Raw genomic sequence first — 15712 nt, forward strand, 5'->3', positions numbered from 1 at the left:
CCCGGAACCGGGATGCTGGCAGGTTTTTTATAATGACAGGACAATAACGGGATCGTTTGGTGGCCTTTGATTCGACTGAATGAAAAGTAAAAACAACCTTTCGCTCAGCCCCTCTTGTAACGGATCTGCTTGGCGATACTCCTCTTATTCTAGTATGATAGAGGAGCATTGGATAATAAAGTGAGGCGACAGGTGATTGGACGTTCAAATGAAGAACAGGCCTTCTTTTTGGTATGGCTTTTTATTAGTATCAGGAGCAGCGGTTTTGGCAAAGCTGCTAAGTGCGATCTACAGAATTCCTTTTCAAAATATGGTCGGAGATGTGGGCTTTTATGTGTATCAGCAAACATATCCGTTGTACGGCATTATGGCGGTTTTGGCGATGTACGGCTTTCCGGTCGTGCTGTCAAAGCAGCTCGCCGGACTCAAGCAAGCTGATCGGCAACAGGCGAGAGAGGTTGTCAGCATCTTTTTTTACAGTCAGCTGTTTGGCGCCTTGCTTGGCTGGATTGCGCTCTTTAGCCTGGCGGAACCGCTTGCTGCGCTGATGGGCGACCGCGGGCTGACGGGGCCGATTCGGGCAATCAGCTTTCTGATTTTGCTATTGCCGGCTTTATGTACGAGCCGGGGCTATGATCAAGGGAGGGGCGAGCTTGGCTCAACAGCGGCTTCTCATATGATTGAGCAGCTCGTGCGCGTCGGCAGTATTTTAGCGATAACGATATGGCTCCTCCATTCAGGGGCAGACGTGTACGAGATCGGGACCGGGGCGGCGCTTGGCTCGATTCTCGGGGTGTTGACGGGCTTCCTCGTGCTCCAGCTGTTGAACAAGGGGGCGTGGCTGCGGCAGCTTATTTTGCCGCAGCAGCTTCCGTGGCGGCGCCTGCGAAAGCAACTGACGGCTTTATGGAGCCAGGCGCTGTTGATCAGCATGAGCGCGCTTGTCTTTATCCTCTTTCAGCTTGTCGATGCGTTAACCGTGATTCGACTGCTGGCGGGAAACGGGCTTCAGGAGCAGGCGGCCTATGCCGCCAAAGGGGTTTATGACCGCGGCCAGCCGTTGCTTCAGCTTGGCGTGGTGCTGGCAACCGTGCTGAGTCTGGCAATTGTCCCTTTAGTTGCAAACATGGTTGCCAAAAAGCGCGGGAAGCGGGCCGCAATGTATCAATATCTCTGTTATCGTCTGGCGCTTTTAGTAGGAGGAGCGGCGACCGTTGGCTTACTCGTAATCATCGAACCGACGAACCATATGCTGTTTACAGACCGTACCGGCTCCGAAGTGTTACGAGTGGTCGCTTTGGCGATTGTCGCCGGCTCCTTATTTTCAACGCTGGCCGGGATTTTGCAAGGGTATCATCTCGAGCATTATGCCGCACTGGCCGTTGGAATCGGACTTGCTATAAAAACAATCGGCAACATCGTCCTCATTCCGGCCTTTGGTACCTTTGGCGCTGCCTGGTCGACCGTTGCCGCGCTGACCGTCATGGTCATTTATGCGGTGGGCGTGCTGCTGCGGCACCAGCTTTTCTTTTTCGGAAGAGGCAAAGTCTATTTTTGGATAGGGGGCGTATTGCTGGCCATGGGGATGCTCACTCTCGCGTGGAGAGAGGCGGCGGGTTTGCTCATTCCTGACAGCAGGCTCGGTGATGCAGTCGTCGCCCTCAGTACGGCCGGATTTGGCGCGCTTGTCGTTGCGGCAGGTGTTATCTACTTCCCGATTTTTTCAGAGCAGGAATGGCGGACGATTCCTAAGGTAAAGCGGATCAGAAGATTAGTCAAAAGGAGCGGATAAGATGAAAGAAATAACGATTATTGGCTTAGGGGCCGGAGAGATTGAGCAAATGCCGTTCGGAATATACCGTTATTTACTGAAGCAGGAGGTCGTTTATGTGCGGACGGCTGAGCATCCGGCTGTTCAGGCATTAAAGGAGGAAGGGGTTGCTTGTAAGGCGTTTGATGACTTGTACGAGCAGCATGAGGAATTTGAAGCGGTCTATCAGGCGATTGTCGATGAGCTAGTGGAGAGCGCGGAAGAACAGGTCGTTTACGCCGTCCCCGGACATCCTTTTGTAGCGGAGCGCACCGTTCAGCTGCTTGTCGCAGAAGAAGCGAAGGGGACGATCAAGCTGAACATTTTGGGCGGGCAAAGCTTTTTGGATGCGATGTATACCGCTTTGCGGATCGATCCGATTGAAGGCTGTCAAATTGTTGATGGAACGGCGTTGCAGCGCGATCAGCTCGTGTTGACGGAGCATATGATTATTGTCCAGGTTTATGATGCGATGATTGCTTCTGAGGTCAAGCTGACATTAATGGAGCGTTTGCCGGATGATTATGAGGTGACGATCGTCACTGCTGCCGGCTCAAGTGAAGAAGAGCTGATCCGGGTACCGCTTTACGATCTCGACCGGCGGACGACGTTGAATAATGTAACCGCGGTCTACGTGCCCCCGGTACATAAAGAGGAGCTTCTTTACCGTGAATTCACAAAGCTAAGAAAGGTGATCGCCGCTTTGCGTGGTCCGGGCGGCTGCCCGTGGGATCAGAAGCAGACTCATCAATCACTGAAAAAGTATTTACTGGAAGAGACATATGAAGTGCTTGAGGCGATTGATGAGCAGGACGATGAGCATCTTGTCGAAGAGCTGGGCGATGTTCTGCTTCAAGTTTTGCTACATGCGCAAATCGGCGAGGACGAAGGCTATTTTTCGATTGAGGATGTTATCTATGCGATAACGGAAAAAATGATCCGGCGTCACCCCCATGTTTTTGGTGAAACGACTGTGGCTGACGCAGAGGAAGTTCTTGTGAATTGGGATGCTATTAAAAAACAGGAAAAGGGGAAAGAAGAAAACAGCTCCTTGTTGGCCAATATACCGAAAAGTCTGCCGGCGTTAATGGAGGCGGAACAGCTGCAAAAGCAAGCCGCAAAGGGCGGCTTTGACTGGGACGAGGCGGCGCCGATCTGGATGAAGCTGCAGGAGGAAATCAGTGAGTTTATGGTCGAATTGAAAGCGGGAGCCGAGGAGGAGATGACAAAGGAATTTGGAGATATTCTGTTCGTGCTTGCCAATTTAGCAAGATATTATAAAATTGATCCAGAAGAGGCTTTGCTGCAAACAAATCGCAAGTTTAAGCGACGCTTCCGTTACATTGAAGAGTCGGTCGGTGCGGAAGGCAAGGCGCTGACCGAGCTGTCTTTGGACGAGCTTGACGAACGATGGGAGCAAGCGAAGCAACTGGAACGAGAGGAGAATGAACACGATGCGTTTAGATAAATTTTTGAAGGTTTCACGTTTGATTAAACGAAGAACGTTGGCGAAGGAAGTATGTGACAAAGGCAGAATTCAAATTAATGGCCAGGTGGCGAAAGCGGGCTCGACGGTGAAAGCGGGTGATGAGCTTGTCATTAAATTCGGCCAGAAGACGGTTACCGTCAAGGTCGAAGCGATCCGTGATATCGTGCGCAAGGAAGAAGCCGGCACGATGTATACGATTGTCAGTGAAACGTCGAACGCCGCTGACTAGGGCTTGTTCTATTTTCCCTCCTCCTTTCATATAATGCGGTGAGAGTATAAAAAGAGGAGGGTCATGGGATGGATCATTCGTATGAATTCGGTACACCGATGGGGCGAGAGCGGCAAAATAATGACCACGATATTACATTAAAAGGGCGGAGACAGCTTGATATAACAGGAGTGAAGCAGGTGGAAAGCTTCGATAATGAAGAGTTCCTGCTCGAAACGGTGATGGGCTTCTTGTCGGTACGCGGTCAAAACCTGCATATGAAAAACCTGAACGTGGAGCTTGGGAATGTCTCCATTGAAGGGAAGATCTTTGACCTCGTTTATCTTGATCAAGGCCATCAGGATAAATCGAAAGGCTTCTTCGGGAAGTTATTCAAGTGAGCCTGAGCGTCCAACTTTATACGATGCTGTCCATGATTGCGATGGGCAGCTACATTGGCGCGGCAATTGATACGTATCACCGGTTTTCAAAACGCAGGAGCTCCTTTCATTGGTTTGTCGCTTGTAATGATGTGATGTTTTGGCTGATGCAGGCGCTTGTCGTGTTTTATGTTCTGCTGCAAACGAATCATGGAGAAATCCGTTTTTACGTCTTTTTAGCCCTTATTTGCGGTTATGCGGCCTACCAGGCGATGCTCCGTCCATTTTACCGAGGTTTACTGGAGCGGTGCATTATGCTGACGGTTTCGATTTATAAAGGGATTGTCACGCTTTTTCGCTATCTTGTCATGAAACCGGTCACCTTCATATTGAAACTGCTCTATTCCTTATGTATGATGATAGTGACAGGCTGTACCGCGGTTATCTTGTTTTTGCTTCGTCTTGTTCTCGTGCCGCTTAGAGGGCTGGCCCTCTTGCTGTTAAAATGGACAGGTCTGTTAACGTATGTAAAGAAATCCGAGCCGATATTTGCTAAAATAAAGGAATTTATCAAGTCGATGAGGAAGAAGAAAGAGTAAGGGGTGATAATATGTCCGCAAATCGAGCAACAAGGGTCCGAACATTGGATAAAGCATATACCGAGCAGCGTGAACAGGAGATCCAATTCCAGTCGAAAAAGCGCAGAGGCTTAATCAGACGATTAAGTGCACTGGCCATTCTTGCCGTTATCCTTGGATGCGTTGGTGTGGCGACGATTTATGCCCAAACAGGTTCGCTTGAGGAGAAAAGACAAGAAAAAGTGGCGCTGGAAGAGCAGCTTCGGCAGCTTCAGGCCGAGGAGCAGCGACTCGAACAGGAAATTGAGAATTACAACAACATGGATTATATTGCTGAGGTTGCGCGACGTGATTATTACCTGTCCAAGCCGGGCGAAACATTATTTAAATTACCGGAACACTCGTCAGATTGACACTCTTTTTTGCATTCGGGTATAATATATTAGTGAACATTTTTAAGATTTCTTAAGGAGGATCTATTTTTACATGTCAATCGAAGTAGGCAGCAAGTTACAGGGGAAGGTTACGGGAATCACTCATTTTGGTGCATTTGTAGAGCTGCCGAGTGGGGTTACTGGCCTTGTACACATCAGTGAAGTAGCTGACAATTATGTCAAGGATATTAATGAATTCTTGAAAGTTGGAGACGAGGTTTTGGTAAAAGTCGTTAACGTGGAAGCGGATGGGAAAATCGGCCTTTCGATTCGCAAAGCCCAAGACCGTCCTGAACGACCTGCTCGTCCTCCGAGACCAGAAGGTGCTGAGCGTCCAGCCAGACCGAGTCGCCCTTACAACTCTCGTCCTCAAGGTGGGGGACGAAGCCCGAGACCAAATCAAGCTCGTGCCAGTATTTCCTTTGAAGACAAGATGAGCCGGTTTTTAAAGGACAGCGAAGAACGTATTTCAACATTGAAGCGTCAAACAGAAGCGAAGCGTGGAGGTCGAGGAGCCCGTCGAGGATAATTTGCTGCTATCTTTGGAATAGAATGGAGCTGTCTCACGAGAGTGAGGCGGCTTTTTTAATCGGATAAGAAAATGTAAAAGTAGTGCTTGACTTATAAAGGCAAAACAAGTATATTAATACTTGTCGCAAATAAGTGAAATGGCGGTGTAGCTCAGCTGGCTAGAGCGTACGGTTCATACCCGTGAGGTCGGGGGTTCGATTCCCTCCGCCGCTACCATACATATTCATGATAAACAGGTGATCGCTATGATCAGCTGTTTTTTTGCGTTCTAGGAAAGAAAGAGGCGCAGCTTTAAAAGTAATTCGCAAGGGGGAAAGTGCGGGTTCTAAGAAAATCAATCCTTTTTTGTTCCTCAGCATTCCCTACAGACTCCAATTATCTCCCATAAAGAGTGAGGAGGCGCCGGCTTTTTTTGAATACTATAGCTATCGCTACCTATTTAGGACGAAACAAGTCGAACGTTTTTTTAGTTTACGTTGGCTGTTTTGACAAAAAATGAAAGCATCCTCTGTTTATAATGAGGACAACAATTTGATTAGGGTGGTGGATGAAATGATGTGGAAGGTAGCAAAAGCAAAATGGACGGACTGGTCGATGATCGGAAACGTTGGGAAAAAAGCTTCAGCGATGGCAAATACCATTTTTTATCAATATGGACTGTTGGTAGCGATCATTGGTTTTTTGTTAGGACGAGCGATGATTTTATCCGAGTTAACACCGTTTGTTCTTCCTTATTTAGCTGCCGTCTACCTGCTCAAGCGTGAACGGGCCGGAATTGCAGCGCTCTCTCTTGTGGCTGGCGCGCTCTTGAGCTATCATGGACAAATTGTTTTTGTCCTTGCCGCGATTATCACCTTTGTTCTCGTTCAAAAGGTCGTGACGAAATTTATCACGAAGCGGACGAGCTTTCTCCCCTATACCGTCTTTATCGCCAGCATGATGACGAGGCTGGGGCTCGTCTATGCCATGGAAGGGCTGGTGACGAATTACGCGCTGATGATGGCGACAGTCGAAGCCGGACTAAGCTTTATTTTAACGATGATTTTTATGCAGAGTGTGCCGCTGATTACAGCGAAGAAAATTCAGCAGCCGTTAAAAAATGAAGAAATTGTCTGCTTAATTATTTTGCTTGCTTCCGTTATGACCGGAACAATTGGCTGGATGATGTATGATATGACGATTGAACATATTCTGGCGCGCTATCTCGTTCTTCTATTTGCATTCGTTGGCGGAGCGGCGATCGGTTCAACGGTCGGAGTCGTGACCGGGCTGATCCTCAGTCTGGCGAGTGTCGCCAGTTTATATCAAATGAGTCTGCTCGCCTTTGCCGGGCTGCTAGGCGGTTTATTAAAAGAAGGAAAGCGAACCGGGGTTGCTCTCGGCCTTCTAGTCGGGACGCTGTTGATCGGACTCTATAGTGAAGGTTCTGCTGAAGTATCCGTCACATTAATGGAATCAATGGCGGCGATCCTGATCTTCTTCTTAACGCCTAAAGATTTGATTACGCGGCTGGCCCGCTTTATTCCCGGAACCGTGGAGCACTCGAAGGAGCAGCAGCAATATGTAAGAAAAATACGTGATCTGACAGCGGGTCGAGTTGAACAGTTCTCTACTTTATTTCAGACGCTATCCAGCAGCTTTCAAGCGTTTCCTCAAACAGCGAATGAAGAAGAGGACGAAAGAGAGACCGATTATTTCCTGAGCAATGTTACAGAAAAAACATGCCAGACCTGCTTTAAAAAAGAACGTTGCTGGGTGCAGAACTTTTCTAAAACATATGATTCGATGCAAAAGATTATGACAGAAACAAAGGAGCATGGAGAAATCAAAAATCAAATGCTGCTTTCAGAATGGAAAAAGCTGTGCATTAAACCGGAAAAGGTCATTCAGACGATTGCGAGTGAACATGAGTATTATCAGGTGAATCAGAAGCTGAAGCGGCAGGTGCTGGAAAGCCGCAAGCTTGTTGCCGACCAACTATTAGGGGTTTCACGCGTAATGGGTGACTTCGCGAAGGAAATACAGAAGGAAAAACAGGCCCATCATTATCAGGAAGAACAGATGCTGGACGCCTTGCGCAGTGTAGGGCTGGAAATCGGCCATATTGATATCTATAGTCTCGAGAAAGGGAATATTGAAATTGAAATGAGTATTTCCGCTGATAACGGTCATGGTCAAAGTGAAAAAGTGATCGCCCCGCTGCTGTCCGACATTGTAAATGAAACCGTTGTCGTCAAACAGGAGGAACCGGATTTTTATCCAAATGGATACAGCCACGTTTCGTTCAACTCGATAAAACAGTTTGTCGTCGAGACGGGAGTCGCTCATGTCGCCAAGGGAGGAGCATGGGTATCCGGTGATTGCTATTCGACAATTGAGCTCGGGTCGGGGAAGTACGCGATCGCGATCAGCGATGGAATGGGGAATGGCGAGCGAGCCCATCTTGAAAGCAATGAAACGCTACAGCTGCTGCAAAAGATTTTGCAGTCAGGTATTGAAGAAACGATTGCAATCAAGTCGGTCAATTCTGTGCTGTCATTGCGCTCGACGGACGAAATCTTTTCAACTCTCGATTTGGCGATGATTGACTTACAGGATGCCACAACAAAATTTTTGAAAATTGGATCAATTCCAAGCTTTATTAAAAGAGGGAGCAACGTCACGAAAGTGGAAGCGAATAATTTGCCGATCGGGATGCTTCAGGAGTTTGATGTCGATGTCGTCAGTGAGCAGCTAAAGGCGGGCGATCTGCTGATCATGATGAGCGATGGAATTTATGATGCGCCGAAGCATGTTGAGAATAAGGAAATGTGGATGAAGCGGGTGATTAACGAGCTGAAAACGGATGATCCGCAGGAGGTGGCCGACCTGCTGCTGGAGAAGATCATCCGCTCCGAGCAAGGGTCGATCAATGATGACATGACGGTGATCGTCGCCAAGGTGAAGCGGAATACGCCGAAGTGGGCGGCCATCCCGTTGTACAAAGCGCCTTCCTTCACGCGGAAAAAAGCGCAGAGGGCTGCTTCTTTCTCTTAAACAAGAAGCAACTCCTTACTCGATAGATGTATAAAACCTCGCAAGCTAGTGAATGATGATAACATTCAAATGACTTGGGGGGAAAATCATGAGTAAAGGAACGCTGAAGCAAATTTTGTTACTTACTGACGGTCATTCAAATCAAGGGGAAGATCCAGTGGCAATTGCTGCCTTGGCAAAAGAGCAGGGCATTACGGTAAATGTCATTGGCATCGTCGATGAAAATCACTTAAATGAGCAGGGAATTGAGGAAATCGAAGCAATCGCGCTCTCGGGCGGAGGGGTGAGCCAAATTGTCTACGCGAAACAGCTGGCGAAAACGGTGCAAATGGTAACGCGAAAGGCGATGACACAGACGATTCACGGTGTCGTCAACAAAGAGCTGCAACAGATTCTCGGGGCCGATCAGGAAATGGAGGACCTTCCTCCGGAAAAACGCGGCCAAGTGATGGAAGTTGTGGATGAGCTCGGTGAAACGATGAGTCTTGAAGTGTTAATCCTCGTAGATACGAGTGCCAGTATGAACAATAAACTGCCGATGGTGCAGGAGTCATTGGTTGATTTATCAATCAGCCTCACATCGCGGATGGGATCAAACCGCTTCTCTCTCTATTCCTTTCCCGGGAAACGAAAGGATGTCGACAAGCTGCTTGATTGGACACCTCAATTGACGGCACTGACCGGAATTTTCCAAAAATTGTCTTCTGGTGGTGTGACACCGACTGGGCCGGCTTTGCGAGAAGCACTCTCGAAGTTTTCAACGTCAGGCTCAAGAAGGAGTTTGATTGCTGGTGATGAAGAACAGCTACTCAACGAGTCAGGAATGTAAGCTAGTAGCCGGTACAAAAATCGTCGGGAAATGGCACCGGAATCCCTATCATATCGTCAGGACGCTTGGGGCGGGGGCGAACGGAACGGTTTACTTAGCGGAATCAGCCAGCGGACTTGTTGCCCTGAAAGTTGGCATTAATAATATGTCAATCACGTCCGAAGTGAATGTGCTAAAACATTTTTCAAAGGTCCAAGGGCAAGTCCTTGGACCTTCTTTGCTTGATGTTGATGACCTCGTGACGACCAATGGCACATATCCGTTCTATGTCATGGAATACTTAAAAGGACCGGGTCTGATTCATTATATGCAAAACCGCGGTGCCGAATGGCTTGGGCTGTTGATGGTCCAGCTGCTTGGTGATTTGGAACGGCTGCATGCCGCCGGCTGGGTATTTGGCGATTTAAAGCCTGACAATATTCTCGTCGTCGGTCCACCACCGAGAATTCGCTGGCTTGATGTCGGAGGGACGACATTGCTCGGTCGCTCAATCAAGGAATATACTGAGTTTTTTGATCGTGGTTACTGGGGTCTTGGCTCGCGGAAAGCGGAACCGGGCTACGACCTTTTTGCGGTGGCGATGATTATGATTAACTGCGCGTATCCGAACCGTTTTGAAAAACGGGGTGAAAAATCGCTTGCGTTGTTAAAGGAGCGGATCGAAAGTCATCCGTCGTTAAAACGGTACCGTGATGTACTGATGCGCGCCCTGCAAGGGAAGTACGAGGATGCCTCGGCGATGAGAGCGGGTCTGCTTGAAGCTCTTTCTAAAAATGCCGCGCAGACCCAGCGGGGCGCGAAGGTGAAGAAAAATAAGCCTGCGAAGCGGAAGGCGGCAAAAAGGAAGGACAGAAAACCTTCCTACTTTGTTGAAATCTTCTTGTTAACCTCTTTTCTTCTACTGGCATATATCCTATACTTATTTGGACAAATGATGTAGGGATCGGGCGAGAAGGAGTGGAGGCGTTAGCATGAATGCAGATCGAATGATGGATATTTGCATGTTAGCGGGCGAAATCATGCTTACCTACGGAGCGGAAACCTATCGCGTCGAAGAAACCCTTGAACGGATGGCGAAGTCGGCTCACTTTGACAATGTGCACAGCTTCGTAACTACGACGGGAATTTTTCTTTCGTTTGAAGAAAAAGGACGCGGGGACTTTATGCAGATGATCCGCGTCGATGATCGCAACCAGGACTTGAATAAAGTTACGCTTGTTAACCAGGTTTCAAGGGAGCTTGTCAACGGACAGATCGACGCTGATGAGGCGCTGCGCCAGTTGAATGAAATTGCGCGTGCACCGAGCCATTATCCCGGCCTGCTCTTGCATCTATCTTCCGGTGTGGCAGGCGGGGCTTTTTCCTATTTATTTGGCGGAGATGTCTCCGATACGCTTCCGGCTTTTATTGCAGGCTTTGCCGCAAGCTGGAGTATTGTCACGTTGCAGGAATATACAAAGGTAAAGTTTTTCGCGGAATTTATGTCAGCTTTTTTAAGTGGAATGCTGGCGATTGGACTTGTCTGGTTCGGGCTGGGCGAAAATCTTGACCAGGTTATTATCGGAACACTGATGCCTCTTGTTCCGGGTATTCCGTTAACAAATGCGGTTCGTGATTTGATGTCGGGGGATCTTATTGCCGGAGTGAGCAGGGGAGCGGAGGCGGTTATTACGGCGCTCTCGATTGCGACAGGAATTGCTTTGGCGATCGCGTTGTTTTTGTAAGCCTAGTAAGGGGAGATGCGAATGTGGGTTGAATTGCTTTTTTGTTTTATTGCGACCGTCGCTTTTGGCGTGATTTTCAATGTTCCGAAGCGGGTACTGTGGGTTGGCGGGGTGATCGGCGCAATAGCGTGGTTGTTGTACTCGACTTTACCGGCCTTCGGCATTACCGTCATATTCGCCACCGCCGTGGCATCGCTGGCAAGTGCGACGTGCTCGCATTTGATGGCGAAGCTGTACCGCGTGCCGGTCACGACGTTCAGTATTCCCGGAATCATTCCGCTCGTACCTGGAAGTAAGGCGTACTTTACGATGCTGGCCTTCGTTGACGGAGATTATTTAAACGGGCTGCAAATAGGAATTGAAACGATGCTTCAGGCAGGAGCGATCGCCGCTGGGCTCGTGTTTGCTCTTTCCGTTTTCTCACTTGGAAAAGGAGGGATCGGCCAACGTTATGAAGCACGACGTTCATAAGTTCATTCGAAAGCATCGGTTGATTGAAGCGGGAGACACAATTATTGTCGCGGTATCCGGAGGGCCGGATTCCATCGCTCTGCTCGACTTTTTATGGAAGGAGCGGACGCGCTATTCGATCGACGTCCGAGCATGTCACGTTCATCACCAGCTGCGCGACGTAGAGGCTGATGAGGATGAGGCGTATATTCGACAGTTCTGTCAGAAACGCCGGATTCCGCTGTACAGCAAGCGGGTTGACGTCAAGAAGTATGCAATGGCCAGCGGAGACGGAACGCAGGTGGCGGCCCGCAAGCTGCGCTACGAATGGTTTAGCGAGCTGCTTTCTGAAATGCCAAACAGTAAGCTGGCGACAGGCCACCACGGAGATGACCAGACGGAAACGATGCTGATGCAAATGATCAGAGGCGGTCTGCCTATACGCGCTTATGGCATTCCGGCTGTGCGAAAGCTTGGAGACGGAGTGGTGATTCGTCCTTTTTTAGGAATAACAAAGGAAATGATTGAGCATTATTGTAAACAGCACGGTTTAAACGCGCGCTATGATTCGAGCAATCGTGCCCGGACCTACACGCGGAACCGGATCAGGCAGGACGTGCTGCCTGTTTTGAAACGGGAAAATCAGCAGGTTCATACGCATATGCAGAGATGGCAGGAATGGATGAAGGATGATCAACAGTGGCTGCAACAGCAAGCGGAGGAAAGTTTATCGTCTATTATTATTGAAAAAAGTGAACGAAACGTTACAATTTCCTGTGCGGCCCTTCTGAGCGTAGCACTCCCTTTACAAAGAAGGTTGATTCATCTAATATTAAATTATCTTTACGGGAAAAATTCTCCATCGATTACCTCGATACATATTGAGCAGGTCCTCGAGTTGATGAATCAGGATAACCCATCCTGGGACTATCATTTATCCCGCTCATTTATCGTTCGCCGTGAGTACGATTTTTGTCATTTTTCAGGTGCTCAGGAGAATACGTTGGAAGAGCAGGAGCATATTCTCTCTGTTCCGGGCCGCATTGAATTTGCAGACTGGGTGCTTGAGGCATACATAACAGAGGATGCCGCTTTCACTGAAGCAGAAAATGAGATTGTCCTGGATAAGAAAGCTCTTGCTGAGCCGCTTTTGATCAGAAAGCGACAGCCGAGCGACCGGATTGCCTGCAGAGGTATGGAAGGTACAAAAAAAGTGGGGCGCTTATTTATTGACCGTAAGATTCCCAAGCAAGAACGTGAGAACTGGCCAATCCTTGTGGATGGAAACGGGGAAGTCCTTTGGGTTCCTTATCTGCATCGTACAAGAGTGGCACAGGCAGAGGATGACAGCTCCTGCAGACTCGTAGTTGCTTGCTGCCGTCAAGGAAAAAAGAAAGCGGACTTCACCAGTAGTTCCGATTGAATAACAGGAGGTTTGTTGGCCATTGATTAGGGACGAAATTCAAGAAATATTAATTACAGAAGAACAAATTCAGGAAAAATGCCGCGAGCTGGGAAGGCAAATTACAGAAGAATACAGCGGGCGTTTTCCCCTTGTTGTCGGCGTTCTTAAAGGCGCGATGCCTTTTATGAGCGACTTGACGAAACGAATTGACACTCATCTTGAAATGGATTTTATGGATGTGTCAAGCTACGGAAAAAGTATGGTTTCATCAGGAGAGGTCAAAATAATAAAGGACCTCGATACTTCCGTGGAAGGACGCGACGTGCTGATTTTAGAGGACATTATCGACAGTGGCTTGACGTTAAGCTATCTTGTTCAACTGTTTCATTATCGCAAAGCGAAAACAGTAAAGGTTGTGACCCTCTTAGACAAGCCGGAAGGACGTAAGGTCGATTTAGTGCCAGATATGGCTGGGTTTATCGTACCTGATGAATTTGTTGTGGGATACGGGCTTGATTATGCCGAGCGTTATCGTAATCTTCCCTACATCGGTATCCTGAAGCCTGAGATCTATGAGAGTTAACGTTTGTGGACAAAAGATCATTTGTGATACGATAAACAAAGCTATATTGCTTGTGGGAGGAGGTCAAGGATGAATCGTATATTTCGTAACACCATTTTTTATTTACTTATCTTTCTCGTTATCGTCGGGATCGTAAATGTATTTAGTTCTGATCAGACAGATACAGAAAAGGTTACGTTTACAACATTCACAGAGAGACTCGAACAGGGTGAGGTGCGTGACCTTGAAGTGAAGCCTGTTCGTCAGGTATACCTTGTACGTGGTCAATTTACGGATCATGGTGAAGGAGAGTTCTTTGAGACGTATGCCTTGCAAAGCGAGCAAACGGCCGAGCTGCTGATGAATGCCCAGTCAGCTACGGGCGGTACGTTTGAATTAGATTTCCAGCCGGCGGATGAAACGAGCGGTTGGGTGACCTTTTTTACAGGGATCATTCCGTTTATCATTATTTTCATTCTCTTTTTCTTCTTACTAAGCCAGGCTCAAGGTGGCGGCAGCCGCGTCATGAACTTCGGTAAGAGTAAGGCGAAAATCGTTAGTGATGATAAGAAAAAAGCGAAGTTCAAGGATGTGGCCGGTGCCGATGAAGAGAAACAGGAGCTTATCGAAGTTGTTGAATTTCTAAAAGATCCGCGCAAATTCTCGGCCATCGGCGCACGGATTCCAAAAGGTGTCCTGCTCGTGGGGCCTCCAGGAACGGGGAAAACGTTGCTGGCGCGTGCTGTTGCAGGCGAAGCGGGTGTACCGTTCTTCTCGATCAGTGGTTCTGACTTTGTTGAGATGTTTGTCGGGGTCGGGGCATCCCGTGTCCGTGATTTGTTCGAGAATGCGAAAAAGAATGCGCCATGTATTATCTTTATCGATGAGATCGACGCTGTTGGACGTCAGCGTGGTGCTGGTCTCGGCGGGGGACACGATGAGCGTGAGCAGACGTTGAACCAGCTGCTTGTTGAAATGGACGGTTTCAGCGCCAATGAAGGAATCATCATTATTGCCGCGACGAACCGTGCTGATATCCTTGATCCTGCCTTGTTGCGTCCAGGCCGTTTTGACCGTCAAATTATGGTCAACCGTCCTGATGTTGTCGGCCGTGAAGCGGTGCTTAAAGTTCACGCCCGCAATAAGCCGTTGAATGATGATGTTAATTTGAATGCGATTGCTGCTCGGACACCGGGCTTTTCTGGTGCCGATCTTGAAAACCTTCTGAATGAAGCGGCTTTAATTGCTGCCCGAAACGATCAGACGAAAATCAGCATGATCCATGTCGAAGAAGCGATTGACCGGGTCATTGCCGGGCCGGCGAAAAAGAGCCGTGTCATCTCGAAAAAGGAAAAGAATATCGTCGCGTGGCATGAAGCGGGTCATACCGTTGTCGGTGTGAAGCTTGAAAATGCCGATATGGTTCATAAGGTAACGATCGTTCCGCGGGGAATGGCGGGAGGCTATGCTGTTATGCTGCCGAAGGAAGACCGCTATTTCATGACAAAGCCGGAGCTGCTTGATAAGATTGTCGGGTTGCTTGGAGGCCGGGTGGCCGAGGAAGTTCAGTTTGGCGAGGTTAGTACCGGCGCGCATAACGACTTCCAGCGTGCGACCGCGATTGCCCGGAAAATGGTAACTGAGTACGGGATGAGTGAGAAGATTGGTCCAATGCAATTCGGTTCCAATTCTGGCGGACAGGTATTTTTAGGCCGGGATATCCAGAATGAACAGAATTACAGTGATGCGATTGCTCATGAAATTGACATGGAAACACAGCGTATTATTAAAGAGTGTTATGAACGCTGCCGGGAAATCCTTGTCGAGAACAAAGCGAGCCTCGATCTTGTTGCTGAAACATTGCTTGAGCTTGAGACGCTTGATGCCGAGCAAATTAAATCACTCATCAACGAAGGCAAGCTGCCTGAGAATCATCACACGAACAAAAAGCCTTCTGAAGATAGTGATGTGAAGGTGAATATCCATTCAAAAAAGGATGACGAGATGCGCAAGAGCGAGGATGAGTCTGAGCCAACCGCTGAAGATGCAGTCGAAACGTCTCCTGATGAAGAAGTGCCACCAAAAAAAGAAGATAATTAAAAAGCAACCGTTATGCGGGTGGGAAGCGACGACTTGGTTCGCTTCCCGCTTTTTTGGTGTGCCCGGCATGTGCATGGGCTATAGGGTTCAAGTCCCGAGCAGTGAAGGTCACTGTAACTGTTAGCCAACGACAAGGGTGTCTAGGGTGACCTAGAATCTGAAGGAAGTCCGAGGCA

At 48.4% G+C, this 15712-nt stretch carries 15 protein-coding genes and 1 tRNA gene; all 16 read left to right on the forward strand.

The genetic code is table 11. The features are described from left to right. The first annotated feature begins 208 nt into the window (after positions 1-208). The 16 genes from M3202_RS17170 (at position 209) to ftsH (ending at position 15536) form a co-directional block, all read left to right on the forward strand. The gene (locus M3202_RS17170; RefSeq protein WP_285890576.1) at positions 209-1792 is read left to right on the forward strand and encodes a putative polysaccharide biosynthesis protein; all 1584 of its coding nucleotides are present in this window, start codon (positions 209-211) and stop codon (positions 1790-1792) included. Position 1793: 1 nt separating this feature from the next. Continuing rightward, positions 1794-3278, forward strand: coding sequence for a bifunctional methyltransferase/pyrophosphohydrolase YabN (yabN, locus tag M3202_RS17175; protein ID WP_251224499.1), 1485 nt, complete (start codon positions 1794-1796; stop codon positions 3276-3278). Further along, positions 3265-3528 (forward strand): RNA-binding S4 domain-containing protein, encoded by a 264-nt coding sequence (locus tag M3202_RS17180; RefSeq protein WP_251224500.1) that lies wholly within the window; start codon positions 3265-3267, stop codon positions 3526-3528. Before yabN ends, M3202_RS17180 begins: the two co-directional genes overlap by 14 nt. A 68-nt stretch (positions 3529-3596) precedes the next feature. Then, positions 3597-3908 (forward strand): sporulation protein YabP, encoded by a 312-nt coding sequence (gene yabP, locus M3202_RS17185; protein ID WP_251224501.1) that lies wholly within the window; start codon positions 3597-3599, stop codon positions 3906-3908. Next, complete coding sequence (yabQ, locus tag M3202_RS17190) at positions 3905-4486, forward strand: spore cortex biosynthesis protein YabQ (RefSeq protein WP_251224502.1); 582 nt, start codon at positions 3905-3907, stop codon at positions 4484-4486. Before yabP ends, yabQ begins: the two co-directional genes overlap by 4 nt. Positions 4487-4497: 11 nt before the next feature. Next, positions 4498-4878 carry an FtsB family cell division protein gene (locus M3202_RS17195; RefSeq protein ID WP_251224503.1) on the forward strand — a complete coding sequence of 127 codons (381 nt, stop codon included), beginning with the start codon at positions 4498-4500 and terminating at the stop codon, positions 4876-4878. Between the two features lie 73 nt (positions 4879-4951). Next, positions 4952-5428, forward strand: coding sequence for a S1 domain-containing RNA-binding protein (locus M3202_RS17200; protein WP_251195275.1), 477 nt, complete (start codon positions 4952-4954; stop codon positions 5426-5428). Between the two features lie 141 nt (positions 5429-5569). After that, positions 5570-5646, forward strand: a tRNA-Met gene (locus tag M3202_RS17205). Between the two features lie 336 nt (positions 5647-5982). After that, positions 5983-8466, forward strand: coding sequence for a stage II sporulation protein E (spoIIE, locus tag M3202_RS17210; protein ID WP_432805981.1), 2484 nt, complete (start codon positions 5983-5985; stop codon positions 8464-8466). A gap of 88 nt (positions 8467-8554) precedes the next feature. Further along, a complete protein-coding gene (locus M3202_RS17215; RefSeq protein WP_251224504.1) occupies positions 8555-9295 on the forward strand; it encodes a VWA domain-containing protein in 741 nt (246 codons plus the stop codon). Beyond that, positions 9261-10235: a serine/threonine protein kinase PrkT gene (prkT, locus tag M3202_RS17220; protein ID WP_251224510.1), complete on the forward strand. Its 975-nt coding sequence runs from the start codon at positions 9261-9263 to the stop codon at positions 10233-10235. Before M3202_RS17215 ends, prkT begins: the two co-directional genes overlap by 35 nt. Before the next feature lie 31 nt (positions 10236-10266). Further along, positions 10267-11019, forward strand: coding sequence for a threonine/serine exporter family protein (locus M3202_RS17225; protein ID WP_251224505.1), 753 nt, complete (start codon positions 10267-10269; stop codon positions 11017-11019). A gap of 21 nt (positions 11020-11040) precedes the next feature. Further along, positions 11041-11490 carry a threonine/serine exporter family protein gene (locus M3202_RS17230; protein ID WP_251224506.1) on the forward strand — a complete coding sequence of 150 codons (450 nt, stop codon included), beginning with the start codon at positions 11041-11043 and terminating at the stop codon, positions 11488-11490. Beyond that, positions 11471-12892, forward strand: coding sequence for a tRNA lysidine(34) synthetase TilS (tilS, locus tag M3202_RS17235; RefSeq protein ID WP_251224507.1), 1422 nt, complete (start codon positions 11471-11473; stop codon positions 12890-12892). Before M3202_RS17230 ends, tilS begins: the two co-directional genes overlap by 20 nt. A 25-nt stretch (positions 12893-12917) precedes the next feature. Next, positions 12918-13457, forward strand: a complete 540-nt coding sequence (gene hpt, locus M3202_RS17240) for a hypoxanthine phosphoribosyltransferase (RefSeq protein ID WP_251195312.1) — start codon at positions 12918-12920, stop codon at positions 13455-13457. 69 nt (positions 13458-13526) lie between these two features. Beyond that, positions 13527-15536 (forward strand): ATP-dependent zinc metalloprotease FtsH, encoded by a 2010-nt coding sequence (ftsH, locus tag M3202_RS17245; RefSeq protein ID WP_251224508.1) that lies wholly within the window; start codon positions 13527-13529, stop codon positions 15534-15536. Positions 15537-15712: the final 176 nt, after the last annotated feature.

This window comes from Halalkalibacter oceani (assembly GCF_023715605.1).
Lineage (GTDB): Bacteria > Bacillota > Bacilli > Bacillales > Bacillaceae_D > Halalkalibacter > Halalkalibacter oceani.

What these genes read in the sequence shown, in the direction of transcription:
- M3202_RS17170 (WP_285890576.1), top strand. Translation starts at nt 209, where the DNA reads ATGAAGAACAGGCCTTCTTTTTGGTATGGCTTTTTATTAGTATCAGGA.
- yabN (WP_251224499.1), top strand. Translation starts at nt 1,794, where the DNA reads ATGAAAGAAATAACGATTATTGGCTTAGGGGCCGGAGAGATTGAGCAA.
- M3202_RS17180 (WP_251224500.1), top strand. Translation starts at nt 3,265, where the DNA reads ATGCGTTTAGATAAATTTTTGAAGGTTTCACGTTTGATTAAACGAAGA.
- yabP (WP_251224501.1), top strand. Translation starts at nt 3,597, where the DNA reads ATGGATCATTCGTATGAATTCGGTACACCGATGGGGCGAGAGCGGCAA.
- M3202_RS17195 (WP_251224503.1), top strand. Translation starts at nt 4,498, where the DNA reads ATGTCCGCAAATCGAGCAACAAGGGTCCGAACATTGGATAAAGCATAT.
- M3202_RS17200 (WP_251195275.1), top strand. Translation starts at nt 4,952, where the DNA reads ATGTCAATCGAAGTAGGCAGCAAGTTACAGGGGAAGGTTACGGGAATC.
- spoIIE (WP_432805981.1), top strand. Translation starts at nt 5,983, where the DNA reads ATGATGTGGAAGGTAGCAAAAGCAAAATGGACGGACTGGTCGATGATC.
- M3202_RS17215 (WP_251224504.1), top strand. Translation starts at nt 8,555, where the DNA reads ATGAGTAAAGGAACGCTGAAGCAAATTTTGTTACTTACTGACGGTCAT.
- prkT (WP_251224510.1), top strand. Translation starts at nt 9,261, where the DNA reads ATGAAGAACAGCTACTCAACGAGTCAGGAATGTAAGCTAGTAGCCGGT.
- M3202_RS17225 (WP_251224505.1), top strand. Translation starts at nt 10,267, where the DNA reads ATGAATGCAGATCGAATGATGGATATTTGCATGTTAGCGGGCGAAATC.
- M3202_RS17230 (WP_251224506.1), top strand. Translation starts at nt 11,041, where the DNA reads ATGTGGGTTGAATTGCTTTTTTGTTTTATTGCGACCGTCGCTTTTGGC.
- tilS (WP_251224507.1), top strand. Translation starts at nt 11,471, where the DNA reads ATGAAGCACGACGTTCATAAGTTCATTCGAAAGCATCGGTTGATTGAA.
- ftsH (WP_251224508.1), top strand. Translation starts at nt 13,527, where the DNA reads ATGAATCGTATATTTCGTAACACCATTTTTTATTTACTTATCTTTCTC.